Annotated in this window: 16 protein-coding genes; 8 read left to right on the top strand and 8 right to left on the bottom strand. The window is 66.4% G+C overall.

The window, feature by feature from the left end; all coding sequences use genetic code 11:
- The first annotated feature begins 18 nt into the window (after window positions 1-18).
- The 6 genes from LSO07_RS11995 to LSO07_RS11970 all read left to right on the top strand — a co-directional run bounded on the left by LSO07_RS11995 (window position 19) and on the right by LSO07_RS11970 (window position 4,224).
- Window positions 19-606 (top strand): YfiR family protein, encoded by a 588-nt coding sequence (locus tag LSO07_RS11995; protein WP_225317281.1) that lies wholly within the window; start codon window positions 19-21, stop codon window positions 604-606.
- Window positions 603-1,874, top strand: a complete 1,272-nt coding sequence (locus tag LSO07_RS11990) for a diguanylate cyclase domain-containing protein (protein ID WP_034782885.1) — start codon at window positions 603-605, stop codon at window positions 1,872-1,874. Before LSO07_RS11995 ends, LSO07_RS11990 begins: the two co-directional genes overlap by 4 nt.
- A 16-nt stretch (window positions 1,875-1,890) precedes the next feature.
- On the top strand, window positions 1,891-2,394 hold the full coding sequence (locus tag LSO07_RS11985) for an OmpA family protein (protein WP_034782886.1): 504 nt from the start codon (window positions 1,891-1,893) through the stop codon (window positions 2,392-2,394).
- Window positions 2,391-2,894 carry a gluconokinase gene (locus LSO07_RS11980; protein WP_225317280.1) on the top strand — a complete coding sequence of 168 codons (504 nt, stop codon included), beginning with the start codon at window positions 2,391-2,393 and terminating at the stop codon, window positions 2,892-2,894. The genes LSO07_RS11985 and LSO07_RS11980 overlap by 4 nt, the downstream gene beginning before the upstream one ends.
- A gap of 71 nt (window positions 2,895-2,965) precedes the next feature.
- A complete protein-coding gene (locus LSO07_RS11975) occupies window positions 2,966-3,283 on the top strand; it encodes a DUF3144 domain-containing protein (RefSeq protein ID WP_034782889.1) in 318 nt (105 codons plus the stop codon).
- Window positions 3,283-4,224 carry an acyl-CoA desaturase gene (locus tag LSO07_RS11970; protein ID WP_151094381.1) on the top strand — a complete coding sequence of 314 codons (942 nt, stop codon included), beginning with the start codon at window positions 3,283-3,285 and terminating at the stop codon, window positions 4,222-4,224. The genes LSO07_RS11975 and LSO07_RS11970 overlap by 1 nt, the downstream gene beginning before the upstream one ends.
- Here LSO07_RS11970 and LSO07_RS11965 read toward each other — a convergent pair.
- From LSO07_RS11965 to LSO07_RS11945, 5 genes are all read right to left on the bottom strand, one after another.
- Entirely contained in the window at window positions 4,197-4,739 is a 543-nt protein-coding gene (locus LSO07_RS11965) for a gamma carbonic anhydrase family protein (protein ID WP_151094379.1), read from the bottom strand. The two genes, LSO07_RS11970 and LSO07_RS11965, sit on opposite strands and share 28 nt — an antisense overlap.
- Before the next feature lie 35 nt (window positions 4,740-4,774).
- Window positions 4,775-5,518 (bottom strand): CPBP family intramembrane glutamic endopeptidase, encoded by a 744-nt coding sequence (locus LSO07_RS11960; RefSeq protein WP_151094377.1) that lies wholly within the window; start codon window positions 5,516-5,518, stop codon window positions 4,775-4,777.
- 74 nt (window positions 5,519-5,592) lie between these two features.
- Window positions 5,593-6,729: a benzoate/H(+) symporter BenE family transporter gene (locus tag LSO07_RS11955; RefSeq protein WP_225317451.1), complete on the bottom strand. Its 1,137-nt coding sequence runs from the start codon at window positions 6,727-6,729 to the stop codon at window positions 5,593-5,595.
- A gap of 177 nt (window positions 6,730-6,906) precedes the next feature.
- On the bottom strand, window positions 6,907-8,382 hold the full coding sequence (gene pdxR / locus LSO07_RS11950) for a MocR-like pyridoxine biosynthesis transcription factor PdxR (protein WP_151094373.1): 1,476 nt from the start codon (window positions 8,380-8,382) through the stop codon (window positions 6,907-6,909).
- Window positions 8,379-9,314, bottom strand: coding sequence for a hypothetical protein (locus LSO07_RS11945; RefSeq protein WP_151094371.1), 936 nt, complete (start codon window positions 9,312-9,314; stop codon window positions 8,379-8,381). The genes pdxR and LSO07_RS11945 overlap by 4 nt, the downstream gene beginning before the upstream one ends.
- Before the next feature lie 149 nt (window positions 9,315-9,463).
- On the opposite strand from LSO07_RS11945, the gene LSO07_RS11940 reads away from it, so the two are divergent.
- Together LSO07_RS11940 and LSO07_RS11935 are read left to right on the top strand one after the other, a co-directional pair.
- Window positions 9,464-9,931 (top strand): META domain-containing protein, encoded by a 468-nt coding sequence (locus LSO07_RS11940; RefSeq protein WP_151094369.1) that lies wholly within the window; start codon window positions 9,464-9,466, stop codon window positions 9,929-9,931.
- Window positions 9,932-9,986: 55 nt separating this feature from the next.
- A complete protein-coding gene (locus LSO07_RS11935) occupies window positions 9,987-10,697 on the top strand; it encodes an HAD-IA family hydrolase (protein ID WP_151094367.1) in 711 nt (236 codons plus the stop codon).
- Here the strand turns inward: LSO07_RS11935 and LSO07_RS11930 are convergent.
- Genes LSO07_RS11930 through ssuD form a run of 3 tightly spaced genes read right to left on the bottom strand, consistent with a single transcriptional unit; the run spans window position 10,654 to window position 13,455 of the window.
- Window positions 10,654-11,484 (bottom strand): ATP-binding cassette domain-containing protein, encoded by an 831-nt coding sequence (locus tag LSO07_RS11930; protein WP_151094365.1) that lies wholly within the window; start codon window positions 11,482-11,484, stop codon window positions 10,654-10,656. The genes LSO07_RS11935 and LSO07_RS11930 overlap by 44 nt on opposite strands.
- 17 nt (window positions 11,485-11,501) lie before the next feature.
- The gene (gene ssuC / locus LSO07_RS11925) at window positions 11,502-12,293 is read right to left on the bottom strand and encodes an aliphatic sulfonate ABC transporter permease SsuC (protein ID WP_151094363.1); all 792 of its coding nucleotides are present in this window, start codon (window positions 12,291-12,293) and stop codon (window positions 11,502-11,504) included.
- 1 nt (window position 12,294) lies between these two features.
- The gene (gene ssuD, locus LSO07_RS11920) at window positions 12,295-13,455 is read right to left on the bottom strand and encodes an FMNH2-dependent alkanesulfonate monooxygenase (RefSeq protein ID WP_070279091.1); all 1,161 of its coding nucleotides are present in this window, start codon (window positions 13,453-13,455) and stop codon (window positions 12,295-12,297) included.
- Window positions 13,456-13,458: the final 3 nt, after the last annotated feature.

Raw genomic sequence — 13,458 nt, 5'->3', positions numbered from 1 at the left:
CATAAAGACACCGACGCCGTGCCCTCCTTCCCTCGCCACCGGCAGCGCTCCGCGCCGCCCGCCCTGCTCGTCGTGCTGCTGGCCTCGCTGCTGGCATCATTGCTGGCCTGCACGGCGCTGGCCCCGTGCGCGTGGGCGCAAACGGGCGCGGCGACGGACGCCAGGCGTCCCGCCGAGGTGGCCCAGGTCCTGTTTGGCATCATCAGTTATGTGCGCTGGCCAGTGGCGCGCCAGGAAGTGCGCGTCTGCATGCTCGGTGCGCCCCGTTACGGCGCGGCCATCGTCGACACGCCCGCTTCCAGCCTGGGCCAGCGCATCCGCGTGAAAATCCCGGCGGCAGCCGCCGCTGTCAGCGAATGCGACGTCGTCTACCTGGGCAGCCTGCCCGAGGGCGAACGCGAACATCTGCTGGCGCAGATCATCGGCAAGCCGATTTTATCGGTGGCCGAACCCGGCACGTCCTGCGCCGTGGGCACCATGTTCTGCCTGCGCCTCGCCGAGGCGCAGATCGGTTTTGACGTCAACCTCGACGCCATCGCCCGCAGCGGCCTGCGCGTGCATCCGAACGCCTTGCAAATTGCACGTCGCAAGGGACCGCCGCCATGAGCGCCCGGATGAGCAACAAGCCTGCCCGCCGGCCCCGCCCCACGCTCGACAGCGTGCTGCGGCGCGCCCACCTGAGCGTGTCGCTGATCGCCGTGCTGGCGGCCGGCCTGACCCTGACGGCCGTGGCGCTGCTGGCCCTGCGCGTGTATTCGGACCAGAACCTGCGCCTGGTGGCCCGCTCGATGAGCTACACGGTGGAAGGGGCCGTCGTCTTTGGCGATTCCATGGCCGCCAAGGAAGCGCTGGCCTTGATCGGCGTCAATGAAGACATCGACCAGGCGCAGGTGAGCGACACGGCCGGCAACGTACTGGCCCGCTGGGAACGGGGCGAACACGGCACGCGCTACTACATCGAACGCGCGCTGACGGGCTGGATGCTGCCCGATTCGCTGACCTTCCCCATCACGCGCAACGAACAGGCCATCGGCAGCATCAAGCTGGTGCCGCACAGCCGCAGCCTGCTGCCCTTCCTGCTCAGCGGCCTGACCTGCCTGCTCGCCTGCCTGGTGCTCAGCCTCGTCGTCGCCGTGCGCCTGTCGCGCAGCATGGAAACGGAGATCACGTCGCCCCTGCGCCACCTGGCGGAAACGGCCCACCGCGTGCGGCGCGACCGCTCGTTCGAACTGCGCGTGCCGCCGGCCAATATTGCCGAGCTGAACCAGATCAATGACGACTTCAACGCCCTGCTCGACGAACTGGAAGCATGGCAAAGCCATCTGCAAAAGGAAAACGCCTCGCTGTCGCACCGCGCCAACCACGACAGCCTGACGGGCCTGTCCAACCGCGCCTTCATGGAGGCGGAGCTGGAACGCGCCATCCTCGAAGCGCGGGTCGGCAATGGCAAGGTGGCCGTGCTGTTCCTCGACAGCGACCGTTTCAAATATATCAACGACACCTTCGGCCATGCCTCGGGCGACCGCGTGCTGGTGACGATCGCCGCGCGCATCAAGCAGCAATTGCGCGAGGGCGACCTGGTGGCGCGCCTGGGCGGCGACGAATTCGCCATCCTGCTCAAGCCGCTGCGCAACAGCAGCGACGCCATGCACATCGCCGACAACATCATCGCCGCCATGGCGCAAGCCATTGAGCTGCCCACCGGCAATAGCATCGTCAGCTCGCTGACCATCGGCGTGGCCGTCTTCCCCGATCACGCCATCGACGCCGTTTCGCTGGTCGGCGCGGCGGACGAAGCCATGTACCGCGCCAAGCAGGCGCAGCGCGGCACGCGCCAGGTGGCGCGCCTGCCGCAACCCCATACCCACCCCTGAATCAAGGAGCAATACCATGCAATCCATCTACAAGCAATTACGCCGCGTCTTCCTCGGCTTGTTCATGCTGGGCCTGCTGGCCGCCTGCCAGAGCACGCCAGAGAAAAAACCGCTGTTCAATGCCGAGCAAGTGGCCACCTTGAAGGAGCAAGGCTTCAACCAGACCGAAGAAGGCTGGGAGCTAAGCTTTACCGACAAGCTGCTGTTCGATTTCGGCGCTTCCAGCCTGACGGCGCCGAGCCGGGCCGCCATCCAGAAAATCAGCGCGGCCCTGCTGAAAGTGGGCATCACGCACATGCGCGTGGAAGGCCATACGGACAACGAAGGTGCCGAAGTGCTGAACAACAAGCTGTCGCTGGCGCGCGCCAACGTGGTGGCCGATGCGATGGGCGTGGCCGGCATTCCACGCGGCAATATCACCGTCAAGGGCCTGGGCATGAGCAAGCCGGTCGCCTCGAACGCCAGCAAGGCCGGCAAGGCGGAAAACCGCCGCGTCACCGTCATCGTCTCCGCCCCATGAGGACAGGCGCGCCCGCCCGCTGGGTCGTGATGGGCGTGTCCGGCTGCGGCAAGAGCGCCGTCGGCAGCCTGCTGGCCAGCGCACTGGGCGTGCCGTATGTGGAAGGCGACGACGTGCATTCCCCGGAAAACGTGGCCAAGATGGCGGCCGGCTTCCCGCTCGACGACGCCGACCGTGCCGGCTGGCTGGCCGCCCTGCGCGAGCGCATCGCCACGGCCAGCGCGCAAGGCGACGGCCTCGTCGTTTCGTGCTCGGCCCTGAAGCGCGCCTACCGCGACGTGCTGCGCGAGGGCGACCCGGCCCTGCGCTTTGTCCACCTGGACGGCCCGCGCGCCGTGCTGGAAAGCCGTTTGCAGCGCCCCGGCCATTTTATGCCGGCCAGCCTGCTCGACAGCCAGCTGGCCACGCTGCAACCGCTGCAGGCGGACGAGGCCGGCATCGTGCTCGATATCCGCCAGCCGCTGGCCGTGCTGCTCGGACAGATCCTGCAAACGCCCTGACTGGCGGCCGCGCGGCTGGACAGCCCGCGGCCCCCTGTGTAGACTGGCGCGCACTTTCATGAGGGATTTCTATGAGCACACCAACCACCAAACCAGCACCGGGCCCGGAATTCTGGGAACGCGCCGACCAGGTCATCGCCCTGGCCAATGAGCAATGCATGCACAGCGGCGGCAATGAAGTCGCCACCTCGCTGCTGTACGCGGCCGCCCGCTTCAACGCCTTCCTCGTCGCCAGCAAGAGCAACGACGTGGCCAAGATGCAGGAAGAGAAGGAAGGCGCCGTGGCGTTCTTCACGGAACAGTACAAGCGCATGCTGACCGACAACTTCAACGACTACATCACCAACTTCGACAAGTACACGCAACCGTCGTCAGCCCCCAAGGGTTGATGTCCGCAGCCAGCCTGGCCAGCCACCGCGCCCGCGCCACCTACGCCGACAGCGTGCTGAAAGGTTCAGTACGCTTTGCGCCTTTGCAATCGCTGTGGCTGATAACCATGCTGGCCGGCGCCGTGACGGGCGCCCTGCTCTGCTTCAGCTGGACCGGCTTGCTGCTGTTTGTGAGCGGCACGGCCATCGTCCTGCTGTTCGGCCATTCGCTGGGCAGCCACCGCAAGCTGATCCACGACAGCTTTGAATGCCCGCAATGGCTGGCATATGTACTCGTGTACCTGGGCGTGCTGGTGGGCCTCAGCGGCCCGCTGGGCCTGCTGCGCCAGCACGAACTGCGCGACTATGCGCAGCGCCTGCCCGATTGCCACCCGTATCTGCGCCACGGCGCCGGCTTCTGGAACGATGCCTGGTGGCAATTATTCTGCCGCCTTGACCTCGACCATCCGCCGCATATCGCCATCGAGCCGCGCATCGCGCACGACCGCTTCTATCGTTTTCTGGAAAGAACCTGGATGCTGCAGCAACTGCCGTGGGCCGTGCTGTTCTACGCCTGGGGCGGCTGGGGCCTGGTCTGCTGGGGCGTCTGCGCGCGGGTCAGCGCCGGCGTGCTCGGTCACTGGCTGATCGGCTACTTCGCCCACAACCATGGCCAGATGCACTTTCATGTCGATGGCGCGGCCGTGCAGGGCCGGAATATCCGCCTGACATCGCTGCTGACCATGGGCGAATGCTGGCACAACAACCATCACGCGTACCCGGGCTCGGCCAGGCTTGGCCTGCTGCCGGGTGAATGGGACCCGGGCTGGTGGGTACTGCTGCTCTTGCGGCGCCTGGGACTCGTGTCAGCCTTGCGCCTGCCGCAAGACCTGGCGCCGCGGCCGGAACTGCGCCGCATTGATACCGCTAGCGCTCAGGCGCCGTCGCCACCGGCCAGGTAATTGTTTTTGACGCGCACGTAATGCTCGGCCGAATAGCGCAGGTAGGCGATCTCGGCTTCGGTGAGCGCGCGCACCTTGGCGGCGGGCCGGCCCACGTACAGATGGCCGCTTTCCAGCACCTTGCCCGGCGATACCAGGCTGCCCGCACCCAGCATCACGTGCTTTTCCACCACCACGTCATCCATGACGATGCTGCCCATGCCGATCAGGCACTCGTCGCCGATGGTGCAGCCGTGCAAGATCACGGAGTGGCCGATGGTCACGTAGTTGCCGATGGTCAGCGGTGAACCATCGGGCTTGGCCGCATTCCTGTGCGACACGTGGCCCATGGAAAAGTCCTGGATATTGCTGCCTTCGCCGATGACGATGCGGTTGACGTCGCCGCGCAGCACGCTGTTGCACCAGATGGAGCAGTCGTCGCCGATCTGCACATCGCCGATCACTTGCGCCGTGCCATGCAGGTAGACGCGCTCGCCCAGCACGGGGCGGGTATTCAGGTAAGAACTTACAGGCATTGTCTTCTCGTTTCTTTGATATTAAACAACAGGTTTCACACCCAGCCGGCCGCCAGCGCAAAAATGGCCAGGCCATGGGCCAGGGATGCGCCCAGCAAGCCGGCACGACAATATACCAGCCCCACCACCACGCCTTCGATCACGGTAAACACGAGGATGGGCGCGCCCACCTGCGTGACGGTCGTGGCGAGAAAGGCGTGGCACAGGCCAAACAGCAGGCCCGACACGAGCGCAGCGCGCCAGGCCGGCAGCCAGGCGCGCAATTGCTGCTGCAGCAAGCCGCGAAACAGCAATTCCTCATAACAGTTAGCCGCCAGCGCAAAGCCCAGCAGCAAGGGCAGCGCGGATGGCGCGACGGGCGCCAGCGAGGGCAAGTTAAACACGGCTTTCAAGCCCGTCGCCAGCGCGATGATCAGGGCGGCGCCCGCCACGCCCAGCAGCACGGACAGGGCTGGCCGCATGCCGCACCAGCGGATCTGGCGGCGCGCCTCGCTTTCCAGCCAGCACGTACTCGCCACCAGGCCCAGCGACATGGCGCCCAGCGCCAGCAAGACCAGCGGCGGCGCCGTGAAGCGCAAGCCGCCCGCCGCCACCTGCCAGTAGCCGTGCGCCGTCATCGCGTCGCGCGCCAGCACGAAGAACAGCATGTGCACAAGCACGCGCAGCAGTGGCACCGTCCGGGGAATGGCCAGCAGCAAGGCGCCGCAAACGAGGAAGGCGGGCGTGATCGCCAGCAGATACTGCGCCAGGGAAATGATCTCGGGCATCGTTCGGGTCAAGTCGGATTACGGTGCCAACGGGCACGGGCGCAGCAATTGTATGCGCCGGCTGGCAAAACGGGCAACCTATCTTGCTATGCGGCCTTGCGCCATCCATGCATCAGGCCATGCGCCGCCAGTCCGGCCGCCAGCCCCCACAGGGCGCCGCCCACGCCCAGCAGGGTCACATTCGCGGCCGTCGCCAGGAAAGTAATCAAGGCCGTTTCGCGCATGCGCACGTCCGCCATCGCCTGCGCCAGGCTGTTGCCGATGGCGCCCAGCAGGGCCAGGCCCGCCAGCGCCGTGATGAAGGGGCGCGGCAAGACCATGAACAGGCTGGCCAGGGTGACGCCGAAGATGCCCACCAGAATGTACAGCACGCCGCAAGCGAGCCCCGCGACATAGCGCTTCGACGGATCCGCATGCGCATCCTTGCCCGTGCAGATGGCGGCCGTGATGGCGGCCACGTTGAAGGCGTGCGCGCCGAATGGCGCCATGAGCAGCGAACCGAGGCCCGTCGCCGTCAGGATGGGATTGGCGCTGACCTGGTAGCCGTCATTGCGCAGCACCAGCATGCCAGGCATATACTGCCCAGTCAGGGTGATCAGAAACAGGGGAAGCGCCACGCCCAGCAGGGACGCCACGGAAAAGCGCGGCATCTCGAACACGGGCGCGGCCAGGGCCAGTGCTATGCCTTGCGCATCGATGCGTCCCTGCGCCAGCAGCAGGACCAGGCCGATCAGCATGATGCCGACGACGGCAAAGCGTGCCGTGAAACGGCGCAGCACGGCATACGACAGCAGCAATACCACCACCAGCAGCGGGTCGGCGCTAGCGCCGCCAAACGCATTCACGCCAAACTGCAGCAGGATACCGGCCAGCAAGCCGGCAGCGATGCCGCCAGGAATCAAGCGCACCAGGCGCTCGAAGGCGCCGGACATGCCCAGCACAATGAAGGCGATGGCGGAGATCATGTAGGCGCCGATCACCTCGGCATACGGCGTGTGCGGCATGACGGTGGCAAGGAAGGCCACGCCGGGCGTGGACCAGGCCGTGATGATGGGCGCGCGATAGCGGTAGCTGAGCCAGATGCCCGTCACGCCCACGCCGATGCTCAGCGACCAGACCCAGGATGCCGTCTGCGCCGCGCTCAGCTGGGCCAGCTGGGCTGCCTGGAACACCAGCACGAAGGTGCCGCCATAGTTGACGAGGACAGAGATGAAGGCGGCCATGGCGGGGGACGCCAGGTCGCGCCAGCGCGCCTGGCACCTGTTGCCGGTTGCGGCCGATGATGTGGAGCTTGTGTGCATGCGTGTGCCCTTGCCTGATGTTCAAAAGGGGCATCTTAGCGTTTGTATGGACTGCTCAGACAGGCCACTTTACGCATGCATAACAGACCACTTGAGCATTCACCCCAGCGCGCGGGCCAGGCGGACGATGCCGCTGTCGATCTCGTGCGGCGTGAGCGCGGCAAAGCCCAGCAGCCAGCCGCCCCGCGCGGGTGGCGTTGCATACAGCCGGCTCAGGCCCGGCAGCACGATGCCCGCCTGCGCCGCCAGGCGTATCGTCTCCAGCTCGTCCCTGCCCCCGTGCAGCAGACATGGCATCTGCAAACCGCCCGGCGGCAGCTGCGCCGTGACCACGTGCGGCAAGTGCCGCTGCACGGCCTGCGCCATCGCATCGCGGCGCACGGCGTAGACCTTGCGCATGGCGCGCACATGGGCCGCGAAATGGCCATCGGCGATGAAACGAGCCAGTGTCAGCTGGTCCAGCTGCGGCGTGTGGCCATCGAGAATGCTGCGCGCATGGGTCATCGGCTTGACCAGCGCGGGCGGCAGCACCATGTAGCCGATGCGCAGGCCCGGATACAGCGACTTGGCGAAGGTACCCAGGTAAATCGTGCGCTGCTGCGTGTCCAGCCCCTGCACGCACGCCGTCGGCAAGCCCGCGTAGTGAAACTGGCTGTCGTAATCATCCTCGATGATCCAGCCCTGGCGTTCCGCAGCCCAGGCAGTCAGGGCCAGCCGGCGCTCGAGCGCCAGGGTGGCGCCCGTCGGGTATTGATGCGACGGCGTGACGTAAGTCGTGTTGGCGCCGCTGCGGTCCGCGCGCAGGTGGTCGATGGACAAGCCATGCGCATCGACGGGTACTGGAATCACCTGCAATTGCGCCATCTCGAACGCCTTGCGCGCGCCGAAATAACCGGGGTCCTCCATCAGGATGGGACCGTGCGCGTCGGCCAGCACCTGCGCGCACAGGTACAGGGCCTGGCGCGTGCTGCTCAGCACCAGCACCTGGCTGGCCGTGGCGCGCGCGCCCCGCTCCAGGTTCACATAGTCGGCGATGGCCTGGCGCAGGGGTTCTGCCCCTTGCGGGTCGCCGTGCAGCAGCATGCCGGCCTGGTGTTCGCCTGCCGCCTGGCGCCGCAAGCGCTCCCACACGTCGAGCGGAAAGGCCCGCGTTTCCGGCAAGCCCGTGGCGAATGCCTTCACGCTCTGCTGGTCGGCCACGCCGCCGCTGGCGAGAATCTGCGCACCGCGCGCGCTGAGGGCCACCGGCTGCGCGGACAAGGGCGGCAGCGTCATCGCAGGCTTGCCCAGCAAGCTCGCGCCTATCGTCGGCGAGACAAAACTGCCCGATCCCGCCTGCCGCCGCAGATAGCCATCGAGACGCAGCTGCGCATACGCCATTTCCACCGTATCGCGCGACACGCCCAGCGATTGCGCCAGCGCGCGCGTAGCCGGCAGGCGCAGGCCGGGCGCCAGCACGCCATCGAGTATCAGCTGGCGCAGCGCGCGCTGCACCCGCACGCGCAAGTCGAGCGCCGCCAGTTCGGGCGCGGCGATGCGGATTTTCAGGGTGTCGAGTTCGAACTGCGGCGTCATATGGCCTTGGCGCGGGCCACATCCACGGCAGCCATGCTGCTGGCCAGGGAAAAACCGTGCTGCTGCAGCACCGCCACCAGCTGCTCGCCGGCGCAGCCCAAACGCAGGTTTTCCGCCACCCAGTCTTGCCAGGCGGCGCCGATCTCCGGCATCGGTTCATCTTCCAGCGTGAGACCGAGTATGCATGCGGCCAGCAAGCCGTTGATGCGCTTCGTGTCGATCAGGTGCTGCACCACCGCATGGCCCGACTGAGGATACGGGTGCAGGGTGCAGCGGCCGAAGGCAGCCAGGCGCTGCGCGTGCATGGCGTCGAGGTTGACCGATTCGCTGGCGCCGGCGCCGGCATGTGCCGCGTCGGGCCGCGTGCCGAACACCAGGTGCAGCTGCGTATCGTCCGTCGCCCTGGCGCGGCACAGGGCCGCCAGGTCGTAGTAGCCAGACGGCGGCGGATCTTGCGCCAGCGATTCCATCACGGGCAGCCAGCGCAGCTCATGGTACAAGCGCGCCTGCTGCACGTCGAGGAAGGACAGCGGCCCGAAGGCGACGATCTGCTGCGCGTCCAGCAGCAAGCCATACATGACGGCCGCGTACGCGCCCATGGATTGGCCGACGGTGGTGACTTGACTGGGCGCGATGCGGCGCACGAGTTCGCGCAGGGCCTGCTCCGTTTCATCCACATGGCTGCCCAGGCCCGCGATGCGGCGGTGGTACCAGGCATTGCCCGAATCGCGCACGAGGATCTTGTTCAGATGCTGGCCGCTAGCCTGCTCCAGCTTGCGCAGACGCCCGTAAAAATCGAAGGCGGGACGCGTCGTCCACGACACGAAACCGAAGGCGATCACCAGCGGCGCGCCGGGCACGATGCGGTCGACCAGCACATCGTCGGCACTGGTGGCGACCAGTCGATTATCCAGCGCTTGCGCTTGCAGCATCGGCCCGGCTCCCCGATCAAGGTTAAAACAATAGAAAGCATGAGTGTAATGCCAGTACTGGCAAAATGGAAACATTCGCCGCTGCCGTACGCCGGCCGGCGCGAAAAATCTGCTAGTGTGCAGGCATTTCCCCCTCACAGGAGCGCCCCATGCTGCATCGCCTGACGCATCGTCTCACCTACCTGCCCCTTGCCGCCGCCATCGCCATGGCCGGCGGCTGCGCCACCACGCCCGACAGCGCCAAGCCGGACACCGGTCTGACACCGATGTACAGCCTGACGAATACCTACTGGAAGCTGACGCAGCTCGATGGCGCCGACGTGACGATGGCGCCGGAGCAGGAGCGCGAAGTGCGCATCACCCTCACCGACGATGGCAAGGTCCATGGTTTCACGGGCTGCAACCGCATGATGGGCGGCTATACCTTGACCGGCAACGTCCTGCGCTTCACCCAACTGGCCGGCACGCGTATGGCCTGCCCGCCGCTCCTGATGCAGCTGGAAAGCGCGGTATTGGCCAATTTGAACAGCGTGACGGGCTACCGCTTCGAAGGCGAGTACCTGATCCTGCTCAAGGATGGCGCGCCTGTGGCCAGGTTTGAATCGGTCTACCTGTGAAATAAAAATCGACTGCCGTTACAATGGCTTCCAGCCCATCATCCGGAAGGAAGCCATGTCCGCACTGCCCTCGCCGTCTTCATCCCCGACACCATCGGCCGCCGGCCGCTACCGGGCTTTTCTTTTTGATATGGACGGCACCGTCATCAATTCCATCGCCGCCGCCGAACGCATCTGGGGCACGTGGGCGCAGCGCCAGGGTCTCGACGTGGCGGCCTTCCTGCCCACCATCCACGGCGCGCGCTCGGTCGACACCATCGCCAAGCTGCGCTTGCCCGGCGTCGACGCGCAGCGCGAATCGCAGGGCATCACGGATGCGGAAATCATCGATGTGGAAGGAATTATTGAAATCGCGGGCGCGCTGCGCTTCTTGCAGTCGCTGCCGCCCGCGCAATGGGCCATCGTCACCTCGGCGCCGAGGGCGCTGGCCACGGCGCGCCTGAAGGCGGCCGGCATGCCGATACCCGCCATCATGGTGACGGCGGAAGACGTCAAGGCGGGCAAACCCCGGCCCGATTGCTATTTGCTGGCGGCGGAAAAACTGGGCGTGGCGCCCTCCGATTGCCTGGTGTTCGAGGATGCTTCCGTCGGCATCGAGGCGGGCGAAGCGGCCGGTGCGAAGGTCATCGTCGTCACTGCCACGCATGCGCATCCGCTGGCCACGCGCCACCCGGCCATCGACAGCTACGAGCGCATCGTGGCAACCGTCGATGGTGACGGCTTTATTGTCCTGGCGGAGATGGCTGCAACACCCGAGACAAGATAGCTTGCTCCAGCGCGGCGAAAGCCGCATGGCCGCGCTGTCGCGGGCGCGGCAAATCCACCTGCACGTCCATGGTGATCTGCCCATCCTCGATCAGCAGCACGCGGTCGGCCAGGGCCACGGCCTCGGCCACGTCATGCGTCACCAGCACGGCCGTGAAGCCGCGCGCCAGCCACAGCGACTCGATCAGCTGCTGCATCTCGATGCGCGTCAGGGCGTCGAGCGCGCCCAAGGGCTCGTCGAGCAGCAGCAGTTGCGGCTCGTGCACGAGGGCGCGGGCCAGCGCCACCCGCTGCTTCTGCCCGCCCGACAGGGCCGACGGCCAGTCGTCCGCCCGCTCGGCCAGGCCCACCGTCCACAGCGAAGCGGCCGCCGCACCGACGGAACGGGGCAGGCCCAGGGCCACGTTGTCGAGCACTGTCTTCCACGGCAGCAAACGCGATTCCTGAAACATGATGCGGATGTCGGGCGCGCCGATGCCGCTGCCGATGGCGATTCTGCCGTCATCGACGCTTTCCAGGCCCGCGATCGAGCGCAGCAAGGTACTCTTGCCGCAGCCGCTGCGCCCCACGATGGCGACAAATTCGCCCGCTTCCAGCTGCAGGTCGACGTTTTTCAGCACGGGGCGGCTGGTGTAGGATTTGCTCAGGTTCGTCAGCGCCAAGGGTACGCCGCGCCGTTGCAAGGGAGCCTGTGGGGCTATCTTCGCCTGCGGCGGCGCACTGGCCGGGTCGTACTGCACGAAGTGCGACAGGAAATCCGTTTCGATCTGGATGGGGGCAAGCAGCATGGTGTCTTCTTTCGTCATTAGCGGTAAGCGGGATTCCAGCGCAGGCAGTGGCGCTCCAGCCGGCGCGAGAACAAATCGGCCAGCTTGCCCAGCAAGGCATACAGCAGTATCCCCACCAGCACCACGTCCGTTTGCAAAAATTCGCGCGCATTCATGGTCATGTAGCCGATGCCGGCCTGCGCCGAGATGGTTTCGGCGACGATCAGCAGCACCCACACGAGGCCCAGCGAAAAGCGCACGCCCACCAGAATGGAAGGCATGGCGGCCGGCAGGATCACGTCGCGGTACAAGGGCCAGCCGGACAAGCCATAGCTTTTCGCCATTTCGATCAAGCCCTGGTCGGCCGAGCGGATGCCGTGGAAGGTATTCAGGTAGACGGGAAAGAACACGCCGACGGCAAGCAGAAACAGCTTGGCCGTCTCGTCGATGCCGAACCACAGGATCACCAGCGGGATCAGGGCCAGCGCGGGGATGTTGCGCACCATTTGCAGGGTCGTGTCGAGCAGTGTTTCCGCATGGCGGAAACTGCCCGTCAATAGCCCCAGCAGCAAGCCCAGTCCCGCGCCGACGGCGAAACCGACCGTCGCGCGCCACAAGCTCGTTTTCAGGTGCAGCCACAGTTCGCCCGACACGGCCAGGTGCCAGAAGGCTTTCGCCACGGCCCACGGCTCGGGCAGGATGCGGCTCGACAGCCAGCCCCACTGCGCCGCCAGTTGCCAGGCCAGCAGCAGCGCCACTGGCAAGGCCCATGGCGCCAAGGCATTGCGCCACGGCGCGGCGCCTGCCCGTTGTATGGAGCCGCCCGCCATCTCAGGCCGCCTTTTTCTGCGGCGCGGCCGGCACGATATTGCTGGCCATGACTTCGCCGAAGGGCCCCGTCAGTGACTGCTCGCCCACGGCCTTGCCCTTGCCCAGCAGCGGAAATACCAGTTCGGCGAAGCGGTACGATTCTTCCAGGTGCGGGTAGCCGGAGAAAATGAAGGTATCGATGCCCAGGTCCGCGTATTCCTGCATGCGTGCCACCACGGTCGGGCCGTCGCCGACCAGGGCCGTGCCCGCGCCGCCGCGCACCAGGCCCACGCCGGCCCACAGATTCGGCGACACTTCGAGCTTGTCGCGCCGCCCGCCATGCAAGGCCGCCATGCGCTGCTGGCCCACGGAATCCATCTTGCCGAAGGCCGCCTGCGCCTTGGCGATGATGTCATCGTCCAGGTGGCTGATCAGTTCATCGGCCGCGCGCCAGGCCGCCTCGTTGGTTTCGCGCACGATCACGTGCAATCGGATGCCAAACCGGACTGTGCGGCCTTTTTTCGCGGCGCGCGCGCGGATGTCGGCGATTTTCTCGGCCACGGCGGCCGGCGGCTCGCCCCACGTCAGGTACACGTCCATCTGCTCGGCCGCCAGTTCATGCGCCGGTTCCGACGAACCGCCGAAATACAGGGGCGGGTATGGCTTCTGCACGGGCGGATACAGGGTTTTCGCGCCCTTCACCTGGATATGCTTGCCCTCAAAATCGTAGCCGGCCGCGCCGCCCTCGCCCGCCAGAGTGGCGCGCCACACCTTGATGAATTCATCGGAAATTTCATAGCGCTTGGCGTGGTCGGCAAACAGGCCGTCCGCTTCCAGCTCGCCCTGGTCGCCGCCCGTGACGACATTGATCAAGAGGCGCCCGTTCGACAGGCGGTCAAACGTGGACGCCATGCGCACGGCCAGGCCGGGTGTGGACAGGCCGGGGCGGATAGCCACGAGGAATTTGAGCTTTTGCGTCACGCTGATCAGCGACGACGCCACCACCCACGCGTCCTCGCAGGAGCGGCCCGTGGGCAGCAGCACGCCGTCGTAGCCGAGCGTGTCGGCGGCCACCGCCACCTGGCGCAGATAATCGGCATCGACGGGGCGCGCGCCCTGCGACGTGCCCAGGTAGCGGCTGTCGCCGTGGGTAGGGATGAACCAGAAGACATTCAATGACATGGC

Origin of the sequence: Janthinobacterium sp. PLB04, from assembly GCF_021165895.1 — a bacterium.
Classification (GTDB): domain Bacteria; phylum Pseudomonadota; class Gammaproteobacteria; order Burkholderiales; family Burkholderiaceae_D; genus Janthinobacterium; species Janthinobacterium lividum.
Note: the sequence above shows the minus strand (reverse complement) of the source record. Positions and strands in the feature narration are given on the sequence as shown.

What these genes read in the sequence shown, in the direction of transcription:
- pdxR (WP_151094373.1), bottom strand. Translation starts at nt 8,382, where the DNA reads ATGACGCCGCAGTTCGAACTCGACACCCTGAAAATCCGCATCGCCGCG.
- LSO07_RS11985 (WP_034782886.1), top strand. Translation starts at nt 1,891, where the DNA reads ATGCAATCCATCTACAAGCAATTACGCCGCGTCTTCCTCGGCTTGTTC.
- LSO07_RS11990 (WP_034782885.1), top strand. Translation starts at nt 603, where the DNA reads ATGAGCGCCCGGATGAGCAACAAGCCTGCCCGCCGGCCCCGCCCCACG.
- LSO07_RS11930 (WP_151094365.1), bottom strand. Translation starts at nt 11,484, where the DNA reads ATGCTGCTTGCCCCCATCCAGATCGAAACGGATTTCCTGTCGCACTTC.
- LSO07_RS11965 (WP_151094379.1), bottom strand. Translation starts at nt 4,739, where the DNA reads ATGCCTGTAAGTTCTTACCTGAATACCCGCCCCGTGCTGGGCGAGCGC.
- LSO07_RS11970 (WP_151094381.1), top strand. Translation starts at nt 3,283, where the DNA reads ATGTCCGCAGCCAGCCTGGCCAGCCACCGCGCCCGCGCCACCTACGCC.
- LSO07_RS11955 (WP_225317451.1), bottom strand. Translation starts at nt 6,729, where the DNA reads ATGGCCGCCTTCATCTCTGTCCTCGTCAACTATGGCGGCACCTTCGTG.
- LSO07_RS11935 (WP_151094367.1), top strand. Translation starts at nt 9,987, where the DNA reads ATGTCCGCACTGCCCTCGCCGTCTTCATCCCCGACACCATCGGCCGCC.
- LSO07_RS11945 (WP_151094371.1), bottom strand. Translation starts at nt 9,314, where the DNA reads ATGCTGCAAGCGCAAGCGCTGGATAATCGACTGGTCGCCACCAGTGCC.
- LSO07_RS11975 (WP_034782889.1), top strand. Translation starts at nt 2,966, where the DNA reads ATGAGCACACCAACCACCAAACCAGCACCGGGCCCGGAATTCTGGGAA.
- ssuC (WP_151094363.1), bottom strand. Translation starts at nt 12,293, where the DNA reads ATGGCGGGCGGCTCCATACAACGGGCAGGCGCCGCGCCGTGGCGCAAT.
- ssuD (WP_070279091.1), bottom strand. Translation starts at nt 13,455, where the DNA reads ATGTCATTGAATGTCTTCTGGTTCATCCCTACCCACGGCGACAGCCGC.
- LSO07_RS11980 (WP_225317280.1), top strand. Translation starts at nt 2,391, where the DNA reads ATGAGGACAGGCGCGCCCGCCCGCTGGGTCGTGATGGGCGTGTCCGGC.
- LSO07_RS11940 (WP_151094369.1), top strand. Translation starts at nt 9,464, where the DNA reads ATGCTGCATCGCCTGACGCATCGTCTCACCTACCTGCCCCTTGCCGCC.